Source organism: Pseudomonas sp. B7(2017), assembly GCF_002112745.1.
Lineage (GTDB): Bacteria > Pseudomonadota > Gammaproteobacteria > Pseudomonadales > Pseudomonadaceae > Aquipseudomonas > Aquipseudomonas ekonensis.
This window is the reverse complement of record NZ_NEIP01000008.1, coordinates 216,508-235,338: the sequence shown is the minus strand read 5'-3', so window position 1 is coordinate 235,338 and position 18,831 is coordinate 216,508. Positions and strand designations below refer to the sequence as shown.

The 18,831-nt window shown below is 66.1% G+C and carries 14 protein-coding genes; 3 read left to right on the top strand and 11 right to left on the bottom strand.

Going from position 1 to position 18,831, the window contains the following annotated elements:
• Nucleotides 1-24: 24 nt before the first annotated feature.
• The 5 genes from CAG29_RS17255 to CAG29_RS17235 form a co-directional block, all read right to left on the bottom strand.
• The gene (locus tag CAG29_RS17255; protein ID WP_085630467.1) at nt 25-831 is read right to left on the bottom strand and encodes an SDR family oxidoreductase; all 807 of its coding nucleotides are present in this window, start codon (nt 829-831) and stop codon (nt 25-27) included.
• On the bottom strand, nt 831-1,604 hold the full coding sequence (locus CAG29_RS17250) for an SDR family NAD(P)-dependent oxidoreductase (protein WP_085579964.1): 774 nt from the start codon (nt 1,602-1,604) through the stop codon (nt 831-833). The genes CAG29_RS17255 and CAG29_RS17250 overlap by 1 nt, the downstream gene beginning before the upstream one ends.
• Entirely contained in the window at nt 1,601-2,782 is a 1,182-nt protein-coding gene (locus CAG29_RS17245; RefSeq protein ID WP_085637571.1) for an NADH:flavin oxidoreductase, read from the bottom strand. The genes CAG29_RS17250 and CAG29_RS17245 overlap by 4 nt, the downstream gene beginning before the upstream one ends.
• Nucleotides 2,779-3,864 carry an AfsA-related hotdog domain-containing protein gene (locus CAG29_RS17240; protein WP_085630471.1) on the bottom strand — a complete coding sequence of 362 codons (1,086 nt, stop codon included), beginning with the start codon at nt 3,862-3,864 and terminating at the stop codon, nt 2,779-2,781. The genes CAG29_RS17245 and CAG29_RS17240 overlap by 4 nt, the downstream gene beginning before the upstream one ends.
• Nucleotides 3,865-3,938: 74 nt before the next feature.
• A complete protein-coding gene (locus CAG29_RS17235) occupies nt 3,939-7,550 on the bottom strand; it encodes an indolepyruvate ferredoxin oxidoreductase family protein (RefSeq protein WP_256575674.1) in 3,612 nt (1,203 codons plus the stop codon).
• Nucleotides 7,551-8,905: 1,355 nt separating this feature from the next.
• On the opposite strand from CAG29_RS17235, the gene CAG29_RS17230 reads away from it, so the two are divergent.
• Entirely contained in the window at nt 8,906-10,714 is a 1,809-nt protein-coding gene (locus CAG29_RS17230; RefSeq protein ID WP_085579956.1) for a monovalent cation:proton antiporter-2 (CPA2) family protein, read from the top strand.
• A gap of 195 nt (nt 10,715-10,909) precedes the next feature.
• Here the strand turns inward: CAG29_RS17230 and hcnC are convergent, their stop codons facing one another.
• The 5 genes from hcnC to CAG29_RS17205 form a co-directional block, all read right to left on the bottom strand.
• Nucleotides 10,910-12,169 (bottom strand): cyanide-forming glycine dehydrogenase subunit HcnC, encoded by a 1,260-nt coding sequence (gene hcnC, locus CAG29_RS17225; RefSeq protein WP_085694860.1) that lies wholly within the window; start codon nt 12,167-12,169, stop codon nt 10,910-10,912.
• Nucleotides 12,162-13,571 carry a cyanide-forming glycine dehydrogenase subunit HcnB gene (gene hcnB, locus CAG29_RS17220; protein WP_085630477.1) on the bottom strand — a complete coding sequence of 470 codons (1,410 nt, stop codon included), beginning with the start codon at nt 13,569-13,571 and terminating at the stop codon, nt 12,162-12,164. The genes hcnC and hcnB overlap by 8 nt, the downstream gene beginning before the upstream one ends.
• Complete coding sequence (locus CAG29_RS17215; RefSeq protein ID WP_085579950.1) at nt 13,568-13,882, bottom strand: (2Fe-2S)-binding protein; 315 nt, start codon at nt 13,880-13,882, stop codon at nt 13,568-13,570. Before CAG29_RS17215 ends, hcnB begins: the two co-directional genes overlap by 4 nt.
• A 372-nt stretch (nt 13,883-14,254) precedes the next feature.
• The gene (locus tag CAG29_RS17210) at nt 14,255-15,178 is read right to left on the bottom strand and encodes a hypothetical protein (protein ID WP_085579948.1); all 924 of its coding nucleotides are present in this window, start codon (nt 15,176-15,178) and stop codon (nt 14,255-14,257) included.
• 192 nt (nt 15,179-15,370) lie between these two features.
• Nucleotides 15,371-15,697 carry a hypothetical protein gene (locus tag CAG29_RS17205; protein ID WP_085630843.1) on the bottom strand — a complete coding sequence of 109 codons (327 nt, stop codon included), beginning with the start codon at nt 15,695-15,697 and terminating at the stop codon, nt 15,371-15,373.
• Nucleotides 15,698-15,873: 176 nt separating this feature from the next.
• Here CAG29_RS17205 and CAG29_RS17200 point away from each other — a divergent pair, with 176 nt between their 5' ends.
• Together CAG29_RS17200 and CAG29_RS17195 are read left to right on the top strand one after the other, a co-directional pair.
• On the top strand, nt 15,874-16,557 hold the full coding sequence (locus CAG29_RS17200; RefSeq protein WP_085694859.1) for a response regulator transcription factor: 684 nt from the start codon (nt 15,874-15,876) through the stop codon (nt 16,555-16,557).
• On the top strand, nt 16,535-17,929 hold the full coding sequence (locus CAG29_RS17195; protein WP_085579944.1) for a HAMP domain-containing sensor histidine kinase: 1,395 nt from the start codon (nt 16,535-16,537) through the stop codon (nt 17,927-17,929). Before CAG29_RS17200 ends, CAG29_RS17195 begins: the two co-directional genes overlap by 23 nt.
• Nucleotides 17,930-18,011: 82 nt before the next feature.
• Here CAG29_RS17195 and CAG29_RS17190 read toward each other — a convergent pair whose 3' ends face one another.
• The gene (locus CAG29_RS17190) at nt 18,012-18,809 is read right to left on the bottom strand and encodes an SDR family NAD(P)-dependent oxidoreductase (protein ID WP_085579942.1); all 798 of its coding nucleotides are present in this window, start codon (nt 18,807-18,809) and stop codon (nt 18,012-18,014) included.
• Nucleotides 18,810-18,831: the final 22 nt, after the last annotated feature.

Genomic DNA, 18,831 nt, shown 5'->3' with positions numbered 1-18,831 from the left:
TGGGGGTGCGCGTTCAGGGGTTCGTCAGGCTTGGGGCAACGGTTCCCGGGTTTTCTCGTGATGGGCCAGCACCGTGCGCATGTCGACGAACTCGCCGCTCTTCACCCCGTAGTCGGCGGGCGCGGCGATCACGTTGCGGATGTCCTCGGCGCGCTGGGCGGCGGAGACCATGTAACCGGGCACCAGGGCCCGTTGCTGCAGGGACAGCAGCTCCGGAAACTGCGCCGTCCGCTCGCTGAAGCTCACCTGCCGGGACAGCCCGGTGTTGACGTTGCACAGGCCCAGCACGGCGAAGAAGATCTCCGGGTTCTCTTGCGCATAGACACCGCCCAGCGCCTTGAGCGCCGCCTTCGACAGGCTGTAGGTCAGCGTGCCCGCACGGAAGCGAACCCCCGCCATCGACGCCGACAGCACGCAGGTGGCCGGCCGATGGGGCGAAGCCAGGACCAGGTCCAGAATGGCCTTGTTCGCCAGCACGTTGACGTTGAGCACGTGCTGCACGTCCTCCAGCGAAAACGCCTCGGCGCGAGCCGGCACGTTGCCGCTGACGCCGGCGTTGAGGAACAGCACGTCGACGCCCTGGCTCAGGATCTCGGCGAACGGCCCCTTGAACAGCTCGCCGATGTCGCCGGTCTTTGAGAGGTCGAACGGTCGGAACCGGAAATTCGGGTGGTTCATGAACCGGTACGGTTCGCGCCGGGCGGTGCCGAAGACGGTGCAGCCGTCCTGCAGGAGCCGCTCCACCAGCGCCTCGCCGATGCCGCTGCTCACGCCGGTGATGAACACCCGCTTGCCCGGCGTCCGGGCCGGGTCGCGCTCTGGCCGGCCCATCAGAATTTCCCGGCCGAGAAACCGCCGTCCACCGGCATCACAGTGCCGGTGACGAACGAGGCCGAGTCGCTGAGCAGCCACAGGATCGCGGCGGAAATCTCGCTGGCGGCGGCGAACCGTTTCATCACCGTGACCTGCAGTTTGTGCTTGGTGGATTCGGGGTTGGCCTTCAGGCGCTCTTCCGAGTTCATGCCGCCCATGGTCGGGCCGGGGCACACCGCGTTGACGCGCACCGAATGGCGCTCCGGAAGGGATTCCTCGGCGGACTCGATGGCGCACACCTGGGTCAGCATGTTCAGGGCGGCCTTGCTGGTGGAGTAGGCGCTTTGCTTGGCCACGCCGAGCAGGCCGGCGCAGGACGATACGTTGACGATCGCGCCGCCGGCGTGTTTCGAGATCAGGTTGGTCTCGTGCTTGAGCAGCAGCAGCGGGCCCAGCAGGTTGATCTCCAGCACGCGTTTCCAGTCGGCGAAGTCCATCTCGCGGATCGGCGCATGCTTGGAGGTCACGCCGGCGTTGTTCACCGCCAGGTCCAGCCGCCCGTGCCGGTCGTGGATGACGCGGAACAGCTCGGCCACGGAGGCTTCGTCGGTGACGTCGCTCTTGATGAAGGTGCAGTTGTCGCCCAGGCGGCTTTGCGCGGTCAGGCCGTCGTCCTCGTTGCGGCCGGTGATGTAGCAGATGCAGCCGGCTTCGACGAGTTTCTGGCTGACGTCGAAACCGATGCCGCGGGTGCCGCCGACAACCAGGGCGATTTTTCCGGTGAAGTTCATTTCAGGCTTTCCTCATAGTGCAATTGCAGTTTTTCCGGCCGCCGGTAATCCGGGTTGACGCAGCAGTACACCCGCTCGGCCATGGGATCCTTTTTGTCGCGAAAGCAAAACGCATCGCCCCGGCAGCGCGTGACCTCGGCGTCGCGGCCGGCCAGTTCCTTGGCGACGAAGCGGTTGTCGGCCAGCATGGCGCGGCCGAACCCGATGAAGTCGGCGTCGCCGCAGCCGATGATTTCGTTGGCCTGGGCCACGCCGCTGACCGAGCCGGTGAAGCCCATCGGGATGCGCACGAACCCCTTGAGGTAGCGGCAGCCTTCGCGAGACATCGCCAGCGCCTTGTCCTTGTTCTTGAAGAAGAACGGAAAGGTCTCGCTGACGCCGGTGGAACAGGTAATGGCCGCCACCCCGGCGGCCTCCAAGGCGACCACCACATCGCCCAGCAGCACGGCCTGCTGCCCTTCCTCGCCCAGGCCGTCGTCGATGCCCAGGCGGACGGTGACCGGCACCCGGTCGCCGGTGGCCCGGCGGATGCCGTCGACGATGGCCAGCAGCAGCCGGGCGCGCTTGAGCGGGCTGCCGCCCCACTCGTCCTCGCGGCGGTTGGTGCGGGGCGACAGGAAGCTGCTGACCAGGTAACCGTTCGAGGCCTGGATCTGGATCAGCGCGGCGCCGGCCTGCTGGGCGTGCAGCGCAGCGGCGGCGAACTGGTCGATGCAGCGCAGGATCTGCGTGTGCGTCATCGCCACCGCCCGCGCCTCGGGAAACGCCTTGAGGATGGCGGGGGACGCGATGCCGCTGGGCGTCAGGATCTCGCCCTGCGCCGACGGCAACGCCTGCGGTCCGTAGTGCTGCAGCTGCACGCCCAGCGGAAAGTCGCGCTGGCGGGCCGCCTCGAACAGCGGGCGCAGGGCCTCGGCGTGGGCCGGCGACGTCAGCCGCAGGCCACGGCCGTTGTAGCGCGCCTCGGCGTCCACGCTGGCGTTGCCCAGGAAACCGAAGCCGCTGCCGCCGTCCATCAGCGACTGGTAGACCTTGAAGAATTCCGGCCGGGGAAAGCCGTTCCCGTCGCACAGGTCCATGCCCAGCGACGAAAAGTACAGTCGATTCTTCGCGACCGCCTGCGCGCCGAAATGCAGGGCCACGGTGGCGGGCATCGGTTTGCCGGTGGTCACGGTCATTGCCTCAGCGCCCCGAGGGCTGCCTCGTCCAGGTGAACGAAGCCGCGCTTGATCATGTCGCTGAGGACCTGCAGGTCGTTGAAGCCCAACGTCGGGAATTCCCACGAGGTGTACTTGCCCTCGCCGACGCTGCGCACGGCGCTGGAGAACTCGAACTTGCCCTCGTAGCCGAGGTGCAGCGTGACGGCATCGATGAACCCGACCTCCGGCGTCGTCGTCACGCAGCCGTCCTTGCCCAGGCCCACCAGCAGCACGTCGGCCTTGCGGCCCTGGCTGTCGCTGAGGGTGCAGGTCAGCTTCGACTGGTGGATCGGCGTGAACCAATCGCTGGCGTGGATGAAGATGTTGCGGGTCTTCTCGAACAGGCGCATGTCGATGACGGTCGCCTTGGTGTCGATCGTGGCGAACAGGGTCTGGCGCTGATAGAACGAGACCCGGAAGAAGATCTTCTTCGGCGATTCGGCGTCGGTCGGGGTCATGTTGTCGACCACCAGCTCGATGGGGTACATCAGCTCGGCGTAGGCGAAGAAACTCGCGTTCAGCTCGTTGACGCTGACGGTGACATCACCCCGTGCATGGCCGGTGTGGTGGTAGAGGTGGTGATAGACCGCTTGGCGCGCCGCCTCGATGAACATCGTGCCGGGCACGTGCTCGTGGGACTTGCGGTAGAAGAAGTAGTTGTCGGCGTTGTTGATGAAACGGAACGAACTGGAGCGGCGGATGGCCGGGATCGCTTCGCACAGCTGCGCCACGGCCTGCTCAGGGTCGTCGCCCTCCAGGGCGCCCTGCGGGGCGACGATCTGGTAAGGCAGCGCCCTCACCCGTTCCCACTCGTTCTGCGCCTCGCCGCCTTCGGCGAACGCCGCGCCCAAGCGGTTTCGCTTCATGAGCTCGGGGGCCACGCCGAAGGCGGCCTGGCCGTCGGTGCCTGCACCGAAGCGGCGCGAGAGCGGGTTGTGCGCAGCGGCCGCCAGGGTCGCTTCGTCCAGGTGCAGCGGCAGCGCGATTTTCGGCGCGCAGATCAGAACGTCGTCCGCCGAGCCCTTGTGCAGCAGGTCGGGTGCAATGGTGTCGTTGTTCATATCGGTCAACTCATCCTTGAAGAGGTTATGGGCCTGCTCTCTTTCGGTAAGGGGGCCGGCAGCCCCCCCGGCAATCACGACGCTTCCATCACATCGCGTTCGGCTTCGTTGCTGGAAGGCGCGGCATGGATCGCGGGCGGCACCCACGACTCGACGCCGGCGGCTTCGCGGTGGATCGGGACGGGGTGCTGGCCCAGCAGGATCTGTTCGATGAGCGCCTTCTCGCGCAGGCGCGCAGCGGCGATCGAGCGTTCCTTGACGTGGCCGTAGCCACGGATCGAATCCGGCAGGTTGGCCCAGGCGATGAACTGCGGCAGGTTCTCCTGGGTCAGTTCGGGCAGCAGGCGCTGCAGCATGGCTTCATAGTCCTGGATCAGGCGCCGTTCCTCGCGCCGCTCGGCGGACCAGCCCAGCGGGTCGAACCGGGTATGGCGCAGGACGCGGCCCTTGGCCAGGATCTTCAGGAACGGCAACACCCAGCCGGAGAACTCGGTCTTCTTCTGTTTGTCGCGCAGCCACGGCAAGGCGAAGTGGAAGGTCAAACGGGTGCGGCCTTCGAAGCGGCTGGCCAGGGATTGCAGGAAACGGTCAGAGGTCAGCAGCCGCGCCACTTCGTATTCGTCCTTGTAGGCCATCAGCTTGAACAGGTTACGGGCGACCGCTTCGGTCAGCGCGCTGCCGTCGCCGACGGACGGCGCGGCGCGCACGATGTTCACCACGCGGCGGTAACGGGCGGCGTAGTCTGCGTTCTGGTAGTGCGTCAGGTATTCGCTGTTGCGCTCGATCAACCGGACAAGGCTGTCACGGGGGTTGGACGCAGCGCTGATGTCGTGCAGCGCGATGGTCTTCACGGCCTCGCCTGCGGTAGCGCTCGGGTCGAGGTAAGGCGCGACGAACGCGGCGTCCTGCGCCAGCAGCCGGCCCCAGGCAAAGGCCAGGTGGTTGGCGGCGGCGCTGCCCGCCAGGTCGATGGCCTTGTTCAGCGCTACCTGCGACACCGGCACCGTGCCGCGCTGCCAGGCGTAGCCCAGCATCAGCATGTTGGCCTGCATCGGGTCGACCAGGGTGTCCGCCAGTTGCCCGGCATCCAGGCTGTGGTAGTTGTCCGCGCCGACCTTTTGCTTGAGCAGGTCGACGATCGCCTGGGTCTCGATGCGCAGGTCGGTGCTGCGCAGCATCGCGCCGGTCTGGGTCTGCGCGCTGTTGGCGATCACCACGGTCTTTTCCGGCCGCAGCGTGGCCAGCGCATCGTCCTCACTGGCCACGACCAGGTCGGCGGCCAGCAGCAGGTCGGCGCCGCCGATGTCGATGCGGTGCTGGTGCAGGGTCTGCGCCTGGTTGGCCAGACGGATGTGGCTCAGCACGGCGCCGCCCTTCTGGGCGAAGCCGGTGAAGTCGAGCACGCTGACCGCGCGGCCGTCCAGGTGGGCGGCCAGGGCGATGGTGCGCGCCACCGTGACGATCCCGGTGCCGCCGATGCCCACCAGGAGCATTTCGTAAGGGGTGTCGAGCGAACGGGACGGCAGCGGCGCCGCCAATGCCGCGGCCCGCGCCAGCACCTGGGCGCTGTCGGCCACCCGGCGCCGCTGTGCCCGCGGCTTGCCGGTCACCGTCACGAAGCTTGGGCAGAAGCCCTTGATGCACGACAGGTCAGTGTTGCAGGAATGCGGGTCGATGCGGCGCTTGGTGCCGAACGGCGTCTGCACCGGGGTCACCGACAGGCAGTTGGACTTGACCTGGCAATCGCCGCAGCCTTCGCACACCGCTTCGTTGATGACGACCTGGGTCTTCACCGCCGGGGCCGGCAATTGCTTCTGGCGTCGGCGGCCTTCGGTGGCGCAGACCTGGTCGAACACCAGCACGCTGACGCCGCGGGTCTGGCGCAACTGCAGCTGGACGTCCTCCAGCCGGTCGCGGTGATACAGCTCGATGCCGTCGGGCAGGCAGTCCTGTTCGCGGTAGCGCTCCAGGTCATCGGCCACCACGACGATGCGCTGGGCGCCTTCGGCCTTCACCAGTTCCACGGCCTTCTTCACCGTCAGCTTGCCGTCGATCGGCTGGCCGCCGGTCATGGCGACCGCGTCGTTGTAGAGCAGCTTGTAGGTGATGGTCACACCGGCGGCGATGGCTTGGCGGATCGCCAGGAAACCGGAATGGAAAAAGGTGCCGTCGCCGATGTTCTGAAAGATGTGCGGCGTCTCGACGAAGGGCGCCTGGCCGATCCAGTCCACCCCTTCCCCGCCCATCTGCACGCTGCCGCTGGTGGAGCGCTCGGGCATGCGCGCCGCCATGGCGTGGCAACCGATGCCGAGGCGCGCCTCGCTGCCCTTGGGCACCAGTGTCGAGGTGTTGTGCGGGCAGCCCGAACACAGGTAAGGCGTGCGCCGGATCCAGGCGTGGTCACGCGTCACCGCAGGCATGAGCCAGTAGGTCGGCATCTGCACCGCGATGCCCAGGTCCTGCAGCCGCTGCTGGAGCATCGCCGCGATCCGCGACGGCCGCAGCTCTTCGTGATCGCAGACCAGCGGCTGGCCGTTTTCGTCGGTCTTGCCGATGATCACCGCGCGCTGGTCGGCCACGGTGTTGTAGTGCTTGTGCTTGAGCTGCTCTTCGACGATGGCCTGCTTCTCTTCGATGATCAGCACTTGGTCGGCCCGCGTCGCCCACTCGTCCAGCACCGGCGACAACGGATAGACCAGGCTGATCTTGAGCAGCGCCACGCCGGCGTCTTCCAGCTGTTGCAGGGTGACGCCGCACTGCTGCAGCGCCTGGCGGACATCGCCGTAGGCCTTGCCGACCGCGCCGATGACCAGTTTCGGTTGTTCCGGTGCCGTGACGGCGGTGTCGAGCGGGTTGGCCAGGGCGAAAGCCCGGGCCGCCGCGAACTTGAAGGGCATGCGCCGTTCGATCTGCATGCCGGGCAGGTCCGGCCAGCGCCAGTGCAGGCCGTCCGGCCCCGGATCGACTTCGGGGGTGACGAACTCAGGCAACGGGGACGCATCGACCGACGTGGTCGCCTCCACCGTCTCGGTGATGGCCTTGAAGCCCACCCACAGGCCAGATGCCCGTGACAGCGCCCAGCCCCACAGGCCGCAGCGTTCGTAGTCTTCGAGTCCGTTCGGGTGGATCACCGGCAGCCCCCAGGCGATCAGGGTGCGGTCGGACTGGTGGGACAGCGACGACGACACGCAGCCGTGGTCATCGCCGGTGACCACCAGCACGCCGCCCTTGGCCGAGGAGCCGTAGGCGTTGCCGTGCTTGATCGCATCGCCGGAGCGGTCGACGCCGGGGCCTTTGCCGTACCACATGCCGAACACGCCGTCGTAGCGTTTGTTCGGGTCGGTTTCGACACGCTGGGTGCCGATCAGCGCGGTGGCCGCCAGGTCTTCGTTGATCGCGGGCAGGAAGCGGATGTCCGATTTCTCCAGCGCGCCGCTGGCCTTCATCAGTTCCCGGTCCACACCACCCAGCGGCGAGCCGCGGTAGCCGCTCACGAACCCCGCCGTGCGCAGGCCGTTGGCCCGGTCGAGCGCGGCCTGGGTGAACAGCAGCCGCACCAGCATCTGTTGGCCGCTCAGGAAAATGCGTTCGCCGGGGGCCGCATCCTGCGCGTACACCGCGCGGCTGTCGTAGTGCTGGATACGCAGCGACGACGCCTGGGCCTGAGCGTTTGCCCCGTCCGGCACTGCTCCTTTGGATGCGCCGGCCGGCATCTGATCGGTCTGGGTTCGCTGACGCGCTGATCCAATGGAGTCTGAGTGCACGGTTTCAAGTCCTTATGAAAACTTCACATTAAATGTGCTTGTTTGCTCACCGCAGCAGGAACTTCCGGCCGCGCCATAAAACAACAGAGATGCAACTTCACAAATCAAAGGCGAACGAATGCACGAGCAATCATCAATTGCTCCAAACAACGCGCATACGCCTGCCTTCGCGGCATTAAGCGAAAAACATTGTTCTATTTTCAGGTGTATGACAGACGTTCTCCGCCGGCCAGACGAAAACCGTCGTTATTCGGGATCGATCAATTCAAAGTTCAAAGTTTCAACTCCTTGTGAAAACTTCATTTGAATGTCGCTGCGAAAGCGCCGGGCACGCAAGGGCCGGCCGCAGACGGGAGGTGTTTGCCGACGTCGACCGTTCAGCGGAACGCTGCGGGCGACGGGCATGCGCTGGGCAAGCAGATGACCCGGCAACCGCGTGAGGCCGACGCAGCCCCGCTGACGGGCGGATCATGGATCGAATAGATGATGTCCGCATACAAGGCGGGCTGACGGAATGCGAGTACAAGGTTTCAAGTCCCTATGAAAACTTCACTGAAGATCGCTTGTCTGCCCATCCGTCCTGGATGCGGCTTCACGACGTGCTCTGCACACTTGGCAAATGTCATGACAACACAAGCGAATGACCGGAACCCACCTCTCCTGAAGTCGTGGTTCCGACGGGTTGAATCTCGGGTGACTTCCGGCGGTTTCTTATAATTGCCGTTAGTACTTTGTGATGCGGGAAAAATAGTAGAGTCAGGACAAACGCTTTGTCAATCATTGCAACGAAAGTTTAACAGCCGGGGCACATATGAACTATCCAGTACACTAATAAAACCTGAAACCATCGTTCCAGATTCAAGTCGACTTTAACGAATCAGCCGCCCACGGGCCGGGGACTTGATCATTATGTGACTTGAATCAATAAAAAGCCTCAAGAACACTGCCTGCTGTTTTCGAGTAACTACTCGGTAACTTTTCAACTGAATTAACCTAAGACCAAAGTCTAACTTTACATAAGTAAACGCTTTCGGATGCCACCTCTCCCTTGTGGTGTACATGAGTCCTGCGAACACCCGAGATGCCTGTGGGAGCTGGCTTGCCAGCGATGAGGCCAGTTCAGCCGACATCGAAGGTGCCTGACACACCGCCATCGCCAGCAGGCTGGCCCTCCACAGTGATCCGAGGGACAGTCGCCCCAGGCCAGCGCCGGTGGTACGTCGCGGGATGAGCCTTTATCCTTGCTCCCCCGCCGTACCGAGTTCTGGAGTTGTGCCATGCCCCATGAAGGCAACCTGTTGCAAGCCGCCGTCGTCTTTCTCTTCGCCGCCGTGCTCACCGTGCCGTTGGCCAAGCGCCTGCAGTTGGGCGCGGTGCTCGGCTATCTGTTCGCCGGGGTGATCATCGGCCCATCGGTGCTGGGCCTGATCGGCAATCCGCAGAGCGTCAGCCACATTTCCGAACTGGGCGTGGTGCTGCTGTTGTTCATCATCGGCCTGGAACTGTCGCCGCGACGTTTGTGGGTAATGCGCAAATCGGTGTTCGGCGTGGGCCTGGCCCAGGTGCTGCTGACCGGTTCGGTGATCGGCGTGGTGGCGTTGTCGGTGTTCGGCCAAACGCTCAACAGCGCCATTGTGCTGGGCTTGGGCCTGGCGTTGTCGTCCACGGCGTTCGGCCTGCAGAGCCTGGCCGAGCGCAAGGAACTGACCAGCCCCCATGGGCGGCTGGCGTTCGCGATCCTGCTGTTCCAGGACATCGCCGCGATCCCGCTGATCGCGCTGGTGCCGATGCTGGCCGGCGTCGATCACCACACCAGCGGCGCCGACGATGTGCGCCATAGCCTGCAGGTGCTAGGCAGCATCGCCGTGGTGGTGATCGGCGGGCGCTATCTGCTGCGTCCGGTGTTTCGCGTGGTGGCCAAGACCGGGCTGCCGGAGGTCTCCACCGCCACCGCACTGCTGGTGGTGATCGGCACGGCGTGGCTGATGGATCTGGTGGGCGTGTCGATGGCGCTGGGGGCGTTCCTCGCCGGTCTGCTGCTGGCGGACTCGGAATACCGCCATGAGCTGGAAGCGCAGATCGAACCGTTCAAGGGCTTGCTGCTGGGCCTGTTCTTCATCAGCGTCGGCATGGGCGCCAACCTCAGCCTGCTGCTGAGCGCGCCGGTCACCGTGGTGGGGCTGACGCTGCTGTTGATCGCCCTGAAGCTGCCGCTGCTGTTCGTGGTCGGGCGGCTGGCCGGCGGGCTGAGCAAGATCAGTGCCGTGCGCCTGGGCATCGTGCTGGCGGCCGGCGGTGAATTCGCGTTCGTGGTGTTCAAGATCGGCCGCGACCAGGGCCTGTTCGAACCGCGCCTGTACGACCTGCTGGTGCTGACCATCACCTTGTCGATGGCGCTCACGCCGCTGCTGATGCTGATCTGCGCGCGGCTGGTCAGCCCCAAGGTGCAGCCGGTGGAAGTGCCGGAGAAATTCCGCCAGATCGACACCGACACCCCGCGGGTGGTGATCGCCGGCATGGGCCGGATGGGCCAGATCGTGGCGCGGATCCTGCGGGCGCAGAACATCAAGTTCGTGGCCCTGGACACCTCGGTGGAAACCATCGAGCTGTCGCGCAGCTTCGGCGGCGTGCCGGTGTTCTACGGCGACCCGATGCGTCCGGAAATCCTCAGCGCGGCCAAGGTCGGCGATGCGGAATACTTCGTGATCGCCACCGACGATCCGGAGACCAACATCAAGACCGCCGAGGTCGTGCGCAAGCTCTACCCGCACATGAAGATCATCGCCCGGGCGCGTAACCGTCAGCACGTGCACCGGCTGGTGGATGTGGGGGCCGAAGCGGTGCGCGAGACGTATTACTCCAGCCTGGAGATGAGCCGCCGCACCCTGGTCGGGCTTGGGTTGACCCAGGAACAGGCCGATGCGCGGATCAAGCGCTTCAAGCACCACGACGAACAGGTGCTCGAAGCCCAGCACGCGGTGTACGACGACGCGGCCAAGGTGCTGCAGACCGCCCAGGAAGCCCGGGCGGAACTGGCAAGGCTGTTCGAGTCGGATCAGTTGGAAGAGCAATCGCGCAAGGCCTAGGCCCATGCGGAGTGTCAGCCGTCGAAGAGGCCAGCTGTGCCGGCCTCATCGCTGGCAAGTCGAGTCGTCGCACCGCAGCTCCCACAGGGCTTTGCGGTGAGCCCAGATTCTGCAAACACCAGAGATTCCCTGTGGGAGCCAGCCTGCTGGCGATGGCGGTGTGTCAGCCACCGCCGAGGGCAGGCCGCTTCCGGATCACGCCATTTCCAGCTCCCGCTCTTCCTTGACCGGTGTCGCCCCGAAGCGGTCCGCCAGGAACGGGGTGATGTCCAGCGGCAGCGGTTCATCGTTGATCAGCTTGTCGAGCAGCACGCCGGTGATCGCCGAGGTCAGCACCCCGGTGCGGAAGTGCCCGCAGGCGTTGAGGTAACCCTCCACCCCCGCCATCGGCCCGAGGATCGGCAGTTCGTCCGGCGAGCCCGGCCGCAGCCCGGCCCAGGTGCGCTTGAGGTTGATGTCCGCCAGTTCCGGCAGGCAGCGCACCGCGCCTTGCACCAGCCCGGCGATTTCCGGCCAGGTGGTGGTCACGTCGTAGCCCTTGTCCTCGGTGGTGCTGCCGATCAGGATCTCGCCGTTGTCCTTCTGCGCCACGTAGCAGTCGCTGGTGGTCAGACAGCCGTTGAGGATCTTGGGCATGCGTTCGGTCAGCAGGATCTGGCCTTTCACCGGTTTCACCGGGATCCGCACCCCGGTGGCCCATTCGCTCAAGTCCGCCGCCCAGGCGCCGGCGGCGTTGACCAGGGTCTTGCAATGGAACACCCCGGCTTCGGCGGTCTGCACGCCGGTCACCCGTGAGCCGTGGTGCAGCACCCCGGTGACGTTGGTGTTGAAGAACAGGTCCACGCCGTTTTGCCGGGCGCCTTCGGTGTAGGCGTCGGCCAGGCGGAACGGGCTGACCTGATGGTCGCAGAGAAACTCCAGCGCCCCGCGCGCCTCATGGCTGACGCTCGGCTCCGATTCGCGCAGGGCCGCCTGATCGAGCCAGCGCACCTGGTCGGCCAGGTGCGGGATGCAGCCGACGATGTGCTCGGCGTACATCCGGTCCTCGTCGTCGTAGATGACGAACTTGAGGCCGGTCTTCTCGAACTTGAAATCCATCCCGTGGTTGTCGGCCAGCTCCCGATGCAGCGCCGGGTACAGGGCGTTGGACTGCAGGGCGAAATCGAAGAACGACGGCGGCAGGATGTGCGGCGTGCTGGCGTCCACCACCACCGCCGCGCCCTGGGTCTCGCGCTTGCGGTTGGCCGACATCATGCGAAAGAAGATCACTCCGCAGCCCAGCCCCACCGACTCGCCGATGGCCCACAGGCCGCCGGCCGAGGCGCGGGTGGCGTTGCCGGGGCGCTTGGCGTCGATCAGGGCGATCTTCAGGTTCTTGCGCTTGGACAGCTGATAGGCGACGGACGCGCCGATCACGCCACCGCCGGCGATGACCACGTCATAGAACTTACTCATGGGAAACGGCCTCCGTGCCGAGGGACTGGAACGCGGAAAAAGGAATCGGATCGATCGGGAAACGCGGCCGCAGCCAGCCCACATCGCGGCGGCCGGTGGCCTGGCGCAGACGGTCGCTGCAATAGCCGACGCACATCCGCCCCTGGCAGTCGCCCATGCTCACGCGGGTGCGCATCTTCAGGCTGGCGATGTCCTGCACGCCCTGCTCCAGCGCCCGGTCGATGTCGGCGCGGGTCGCGTGCTCGCAGCGGCAGATCACCGTGTCCGCCGCCGGCAACGCGGTCTGGCCGACGCCGCGTTCGGTGTAGCGGTCCACCGCCGCACGGAAGCGCACGATGGCCTTGAGCTTGCCCAGGTAGCGGTCGCGCCGCACCCGCGCCAGTTCTTCTTCCAGCACGCCCCGCTGCAACAGGATCGAGGTCGCGGCGATCTTGCCGGTGAGCATCGCCGCCTCGCCGCCGCGGATGCCGCCCATGTCGCCGGCCAGGTGCACGTGGGACTCGCTGCTCTGCTGCCAGACATCGGCGTTGGCGCGCAGGTAGCCGTCGTCGCTGAAGCCGTGGTCCAGGCCCATCTGTTGGCTCAGTTGGGTGCGCGGGATGAAGCCGTAGCCGACCGCCAGGGTCTTGGCCTCGATACGCTCGGCGCGGCTCATGTCCGGCTCCCAGGTCGCCGAGTACGGCGCCACGCTGACGCTCTTCAGTTCGCCTTCGCCATGGGCCTTGACCACGCCCCAGCCGTAGTTCATCGGAATGCCGTGCAGCTTGAGGTAGGCCAGCATGCTCACGCCGTCAAGGAACAGCTGCGGCTTGTTCAGCAGCGCCAGGCTTTCCCGGGCGATCTTGCCGAACGCGCAGGCCTCGTAGACGCCCGCTACGCTGACGCCGGAGGCGTGCAACTGGCACGCCACCAACGGCAGCAGCGGCCCGGTGCCGGTGATCACCACAGGCCCTTGCGGCTTGACCACGCCGCTCTTGATCTGCAATTGCAGGCCGCCGAGCATGATCACGCCCGGCAGCGTCCAGCCGGGGAACGGCACGCTGCGCTCATGGCAGCCGGCCGCCAGCAGCAGTTGCGGATAGGCGATCTCGTGCAGGCGCTCGTCGCCGTCCAGCACCACCAGCGAACGCGTGCCCTCGGCGCCGACCACCCGGTGGTTGAGGCGCACGTCGATCAGCCCGGCCTGCTCGCGGAATTCGCCGTGCAGTTTGCCCAGCACCTCGGAATAGCGCGGCCCCAGGTAGTCCAGCTGCACGCCGTCGCGCAGAGGTCCGCGATAGACCACGCCGCCCAGCCGCGAAGCCTCTTCGAGCAGGATGCAGCGCACACCATGGCGGGCCAGTTCGGTGGCCGCCGCCATGCCCGCCGGACCGCCGCCGACGATGACCGGATGCTGGCTCATACGACCTCCTGCCCGTGGATGCGGTTGACCTGGGTCTCGATGCGCATGCCCTCGCGCACCACGGTCTGGCAGGCGCGGCGCTTGTGCCGCCCGTTGATCTTCACCAGGCAGCACTGGCACACGCCCATGCCGCAGTAGGCCCCGCTGATCTGGTTGTGGTCGTTGCGCGCGACCTGGCGCACGCCCAGGGACTGAATGACGCTGAGGACGGTTTCGCCGATGGCGGCGGTGACGGGTTGGCCGTTGATGTGGACAGTCATATCCGCCTGCGCCAACGGCTGGATATCAAAGGTTCTTTCTTGGCAGTGCATTGCGAATCATCCGTGAAAAGTTCAGGTGAGGTTGCGTCAGCTCCTTGCTGCACTACACCTTTGCCGGCCCGTGGGATTTGTCTCTCTATCGGGCAGGCAGCGGTCCTGCGTCAGCGCAACAACAGTGCGCGCGCAAGCAATGTAGTCGATCCAGCGGCAAGGGCGTGGAAGTTTTACGGTAGGGGATACCGCGAGAGGGAATATTGATCCAGGCCAGTGAAAGGCCTGCTGCCCGGGGTCGATCCGACGACCGGGACAGGCAGGCCTGAGGGGAACGAGGCTTCAGTGCACGAACAGGGCGATCAGGATGATGATCGGGATCGGCACGCCAAGGAAAAACAGCAGTAGTGAGCGCATGGCCAAACTCCTCGGTTAACGGACAGGGGGAACGCTGACGGCGGCGTAGGTCTCGACCTCGACATACTCGACCGCATCCCGGCGGCGACCGCCGAACGTGGCGGCGAGGCTGGCGAAGAACGCGCCGGCCAACAGGGCGACGAACATCCACAACGAAGTCCAGGCGGCCGCTTTGGCGGCGGCGTCGGCCGCTTGCTGGGCCTTGAGCTTGGCGTCGGCGATGGCTTTCTGGGTGCGGGCGTACACGTCGTCGACCCGGCGTTCGGCGTCGGCCTGGGTCAGGTCGGTGCGCTGCGCGACCAACTGGGCGAGGTAGGTACGGTCCTCGGCGCTGAGCTGACCGTTGGCCAGGCTCTGGGCAAAGATCCGGGTCACGTCGCCGCGCACGGCATCGTCGCTCACGGCGGCGGGACGCCCGTCGCGGAACAGGCTGTCGACGAAGTAACCGTACCGGTCGGTGTCGGTGCCCGCCGCCTGCGTCAGGCTGCCGGCTGCACCGCCGACCGCTTGGGCTCCGGCCTGAAGGCCGCCGCCGACCACGCCGCTGACCGAGCCGGCGACCAGGGTCGCGGTGACCAGCGTCGCCACGCACCAGGCCAGGAAGCCGTGGGCGGTGTCGCGAAAGTACACTTCGTCACCGTGCAGGGCGGCCCACTTCACCCGCAAGCGCCCGGCGATGTAGCCGCCCAGGCCTGAGGCGACAATCTGCGTCGCCGCCAGCCAGACAATGGCGGAGATGCCCAGGCCCTTGGCGCTGACGCCCTCCCCGGCCCATGGAGAAACCGCCGAAAACCCCAGGCCGATGCCCAGCAGCACCAGGATCGTCGACAAGGCAGCAGCCGCCGCCGCACCGGCGAAGATGGCGCCCCAAGACACGCCCGAGACAGTGCCCGCCCCGGCTTCAAAGTCAGGATAAAACCCATCGGAGGATCTATTCATTGTTGTGGCGCTCCCGGCATGAAAGATGGTGTTACAACTCGTCATCAGACCAATTGCACCGACCGTGCCAGACCACGACTTTGAATAAATCGTTGTTTTTCAATGGGCTGTAATTCGCCGATATGCATCGGCCATGCACTTTGCAACGACCGGACGGTCGCAGCGGGCGTTATGCATTGGCCCGGGGGAAGGTCACTTGCGCCGATAGCTCTTGTTGCCGCTCGGCGTCAGGCAGTAGACCCCGCCGCGCGGCCCGGTGCAGAACGAGCCGGTGCCGCAGGCGCAGCCGTCGTCGCTTTGCAGCAGCGTCTGCGGTCTTGCCGCGCGCCGATCGCCGAACATCGCCGCGCAGCTTTTCTTCGAACCGCTGATGGAACCGTCGTTGCACAGGAACAGGTCCCCGTCGCACCGGGCGATCCCGCCCTTCTTGCCCGAGCACGGTGTGTTGGCCGCCGATGCCGACGCGCAAGCCAGCGCCAGCAACACCCCTGTCAACGGTATCCAGCCTCTGCCGATCATGGTGGCCACGGTGTCCCTTCCGATTGAAATTATGGCCAGATGATATCAATGTTGGCAGTGAATGGGATTTCCGGTTTCGCTCATTGGCGGCTACAACATGAAAGTTAATTTAAAGCGTCACCGATAAATGTTGGCAAAATGCAGCCATTCCGTTTGAACCGATCAGCAGGCCCCTCATGACTCGCATCCTGACCATCGAAGACGACGCCGTGACCGCCCGGGAGATCGTCGCCGAACTGAGCAGCCACGGGCTCGACGTGGATTGGGTCGACAACGGCCGCGAAGGCCTGGAACGCGCCGTCAACGGCCATTACGACCTGATCACCCTGGACCGCATGCTGCCCGAGCTCGACGGCCTGGCCATCGTCACCACCCTGCGCACCATGGGCGTGGCCACGCCGATCCTGATGATCAGCGCCCTCTCCGACGTCGATGAGCGGGTGCGCGGGCTGCGGGCCGGCGGCGACGACTACCTGACCAAACCCTTCGCCACCGACGAGATGGCGGCCCGGGTCGAAGTGCTGCTGCGCCGCCAGCACAACGGCGGCGCCCAACCCACCACGCTGCGCGTGGCGGACCTTGAGCTGGACCTGATCAGCCACGAGGCCCGCCGCGCCGAACAGGTGCTGACGCTGCTGACCACCGAGTACAAGCTGCTGGAGTTCCTGATGCGCAACAGCGGCCAGATCCTGTCGCGCATGATGATTTTCGAAGAGGTGTGGGGCTATCACTTCGACCCCGGCACCAACCTGATCGACGTGCACATCGGCCGCCTGCGCAAGAAGATCGACCCGCCGGGCAATGTCCCGCTGATCCGCACGGTGCGAGGCTCGGGTTATGTCATTGCCGAACCCGTCTGACGGCTGGCGTTCCTCCAGCAGCCGGCTGCTGGCGCTCTACAGTTCGCTGTTCGTGGCCTGGAGCGCGATCCTGATGGGGGTTATGTACTTCGAGGTGTCGAGCTACCTCGACAACCTGGCCAAGCATTCGCTGATGCAGCGCCAGCACCTGTTCTCCCACTTTCGCGGTGAGCAGCTGGAAGACGCGCTGGCCGCGAGCATGACCTTCGACATCCGCGGCATCGACGCCTATGGCCTGTTCGATGCGCACCGCCGTTACCTGGGCGGCGCCTTGCAGCAGATCCCCGACGGCCTGCCGCTGGACGGCAAGATCCACACCCTGGCCGACTGCGCCGACTCCGACGACCCGACCCTGCCCGCCGACAGCTGCGACGCCGTGGCGACCCAGACCCGCGACGGGCGCTGGTTGATCCTGCTGCGGGACAACGGCTCGCTGTTCGCCGTGACCCGGATCATCCTGCACGCGCTGCTCTGGGGCGTGTCGCTGACCATCCTGCCGGGCATCGCCGGCTGGCACCTGCTGCGCCGCCGGCCGCTGCGCCGGATCCGCGCGATCCAGGCCAGTGCCCAGGCCATCGTCGCCGGCGACCTGACCCGGCGCCTGCCGCTGTCCAACCGTCGCGACGAGCTGGACATGCTCGCCGCCATCGTCAACGCCATGCTTGAGCGCATCGAGCGGCTGATGAACGAAGTCAAAGGCGTGTGCGACAACATCGCCCACGACCTGCGCACCCCGCTGACCCGCCTGCGGGCGCAGCTGTACCGGATGCAGCAACAGGCCGGCGAAGGCTCGCAGGAGGCGGCGCAACTGGATCTGGTGCTGGCCGAGGCCGATACGCTGATGGCGCGCTTTCGCGGCCTGCTGCGGATCTCCGAGCTGGAGGACCGGCAGCGCCGCTCGGGGTTCGTCGAGCTGGAGCCGGTGCAGTTGCTTGAGGAGCTGCACGAGTTCTACCTGCCGTTGGCCGAGGAAGACCAACTGCGCTTCGAACTGCAGATGCCCGAGTCCCTGCCGCCCCTGAACGGCGACCGGGCGCTGCTGTTCGAGGCCGTGGCGAACCTGCTGAGCAACTCGATCAAGTTCACGCCGCCCGGCGGCACGGTGATCCTGCGCGGGGTCGACGCGGCGGGGCACACGCGGATCGAAGTGCACGACTCCGGCCCCGGCATTCCGGAGTCCGAACGCGAAGCGGTGTTCCAGCGCTTCTACCGCGCCGAGGGCGGGCAACCGAAAAACGGCTTCGGCCTGGGGCTGTCGATCGTCGCGGCGATCGTCAGCCTGCACGGCTTCAGCCTGGAGGTCGGCCGCAGTGAGCTGGGTGGCGCGAAGCTGGCGCTGGACTGCCGGGAGAGCCTGATTTCACAGCCCTGAAATCCCCCTTCCCCGCTGAACGGCAGGAGCCAGCCTGCTGGCGATGGCGGCCGGTCAGACTCCGCCGGCAAACCCCGCCCGTTCAGATCGTCAGGCTGTCGACCACGCCCCCGTCGACCCGCAGCGCGGCGCCGGTGGTGGCCGACGACAGCGGCGATGCGATGTACGTCACCAGGTGCGCGACCTCCTCCACATCGGCCACCCGCTGGATGATCGAGGTGGGGCGCGCCTTGCGCACGAACGCATCGGCCTCGTCGCGCAGGGTGCGGCCGGATTCGGCGGCGGCGTCCTTGAGCATCTCTTCCAGGCCGTCGGTGAAGGTCGGCCCCGGCAGGACCGCGTTGACCGTGACGCCGGTGCCCGCCAGGCGCTTGGCCAAGCCATGGGACACCGCCAGGTTGGCGCTTTTGGTCACGCCGTAGTTGATCATGTCGGCCGGTGTCGCCACGCCGGACTCCGAAGACAGAAAGATCACCCGCCCCCATCCGCGCTCGACCATCGCCGGCACGTAATGGCGGGCCAGGCGCACGCCGGAAATCACGTTGACCTCATAGAAGCGCGCCCACTCGCTGTCCGGCGCCTCGAAGAAGTCCACATCGTTGAAGATCCCGAGGTTGTTCACCAGGATGTCGGCCACCGGCTCCGCCGCGAACAGTGCCTGCGCGCCTTCGGCGGTGCCCAGATCCGCGGCCAGGCCGCGCAACTGCGCTCCCGGCACCTGGCGACGGATGCCCGCCAGCGTCTGCTCGACCTTGGCCGGGTCGCGGCCGATCACCACCACAGTGGCGCCCGCCTCGGCCAGCGACCGGCTGATGCCCAGGCCGATCCCGCCGGTGCTGCCGCTGACGATGGCCAGTTTTGCGCTCAAATCGATCTTCATGCCTTCACCTCATCAATGGGTA

What these genes read in the sequence shown, in the direction of transcription:
- CAG29_RS17215 (WP_085579950.1), bottom strand. Translation starts at nt 13,882, where the DNA reads ATGCACTGCCAAGAAAGAACCTTTGATATCCAGCCGTTGGCGCAGGCG.
- CAG29_RS17195 (WP_085579944.1), top strand. Translation starts at nt 16,535, where the DNA reads ATGTCATTGCCGAACCCGTCTGACGGCTGGCGTTCCTCCAGCAGCCGG.
- CAG29_RS17230 (WP_085579956.1), top strand. Translation starts at nt 8,906, where the DNA reads ATGCCCCATGAAGGCAACCTGTTGCAAGCCGCCGTCGTCTTTCTCTTC.
- hcnC (WP_085694860.1), bottom strand. Translation starts at nt 12,169, where the DNA reads ATGAGTAAGTTCTATGACGTGGTCATCGCCGGCGGTGGCGTGATCGGC.
- CAG29_RS17205 (WP_085630843.1), bottom strand. Translation starts at nt 15,697, where the DNA reads ATGATCGGCAGAGGCTGGATACCGTTGACAGGGGTGTTGCTGGCGCTG.
- CAG29_RS17250 (WP_085579964.1), bottom strand. Translation starts at nt 1,604, where the DNA reads ATGAACTTCACCGGAAAAATCGCCCTGGTTGTCGGCGGCACCCGCGGC.
- hcnB (WP_085630477.1), bottom strand. Translation starts at nt 13,571, where the DNA reads ATGAGCCAGCATCCGGTCATCGTCGGCGGCGGTCCGGCGGGCATGGCG.
- CAG29_RS17240 (WP_085630471.1), bottom strand. Translation starts at nt 3,864, where the DNA reads ATGAACAACGACACCATTGCACCCGACCTGCTGCACAAGGGCTCGGCG.
- CAG29_RS17210 (WP_085579948.1), bottom strand. Translation starts at nt 15,178, where the DNA reads ATGAATAGATCCTCCGATGGGTTTTATCCTGACTTTGAAGCCGGGGCG.
- CAG29_RS17190 (WP_085579942.1), bottom strand. Translation starts at nt 18,809, where the DNA reads ATGAAGATCGATTTGAGCGCAAAACTGGCCATCGTCAGCGGCAGCACC.
- CAG29_RS17255 (WP_085630467.1), bottom strand. Translation starts at nt 831, where the DNA reads ATGGGCCGGCCAGAGCGCGACCCGGCCCGGACGCCGGGCAAGCGGGTG.
- CAG29_RS17200 (WP_085694859.1), top strand. Translation starts at nt 15,874, where the DNA reads ATGACTCGCATCCTGACCATCGAAGACGACGCCGTGACCGCCCGGGAG.
- CAG29_RS17245 (WP_085637571.1), bottom strand. Translation starts at nt 2,782, where the DNA reads ATGACCGTGACCACCGGCAAACCGATGCCCGCCACCGTGGCCCTGCAT.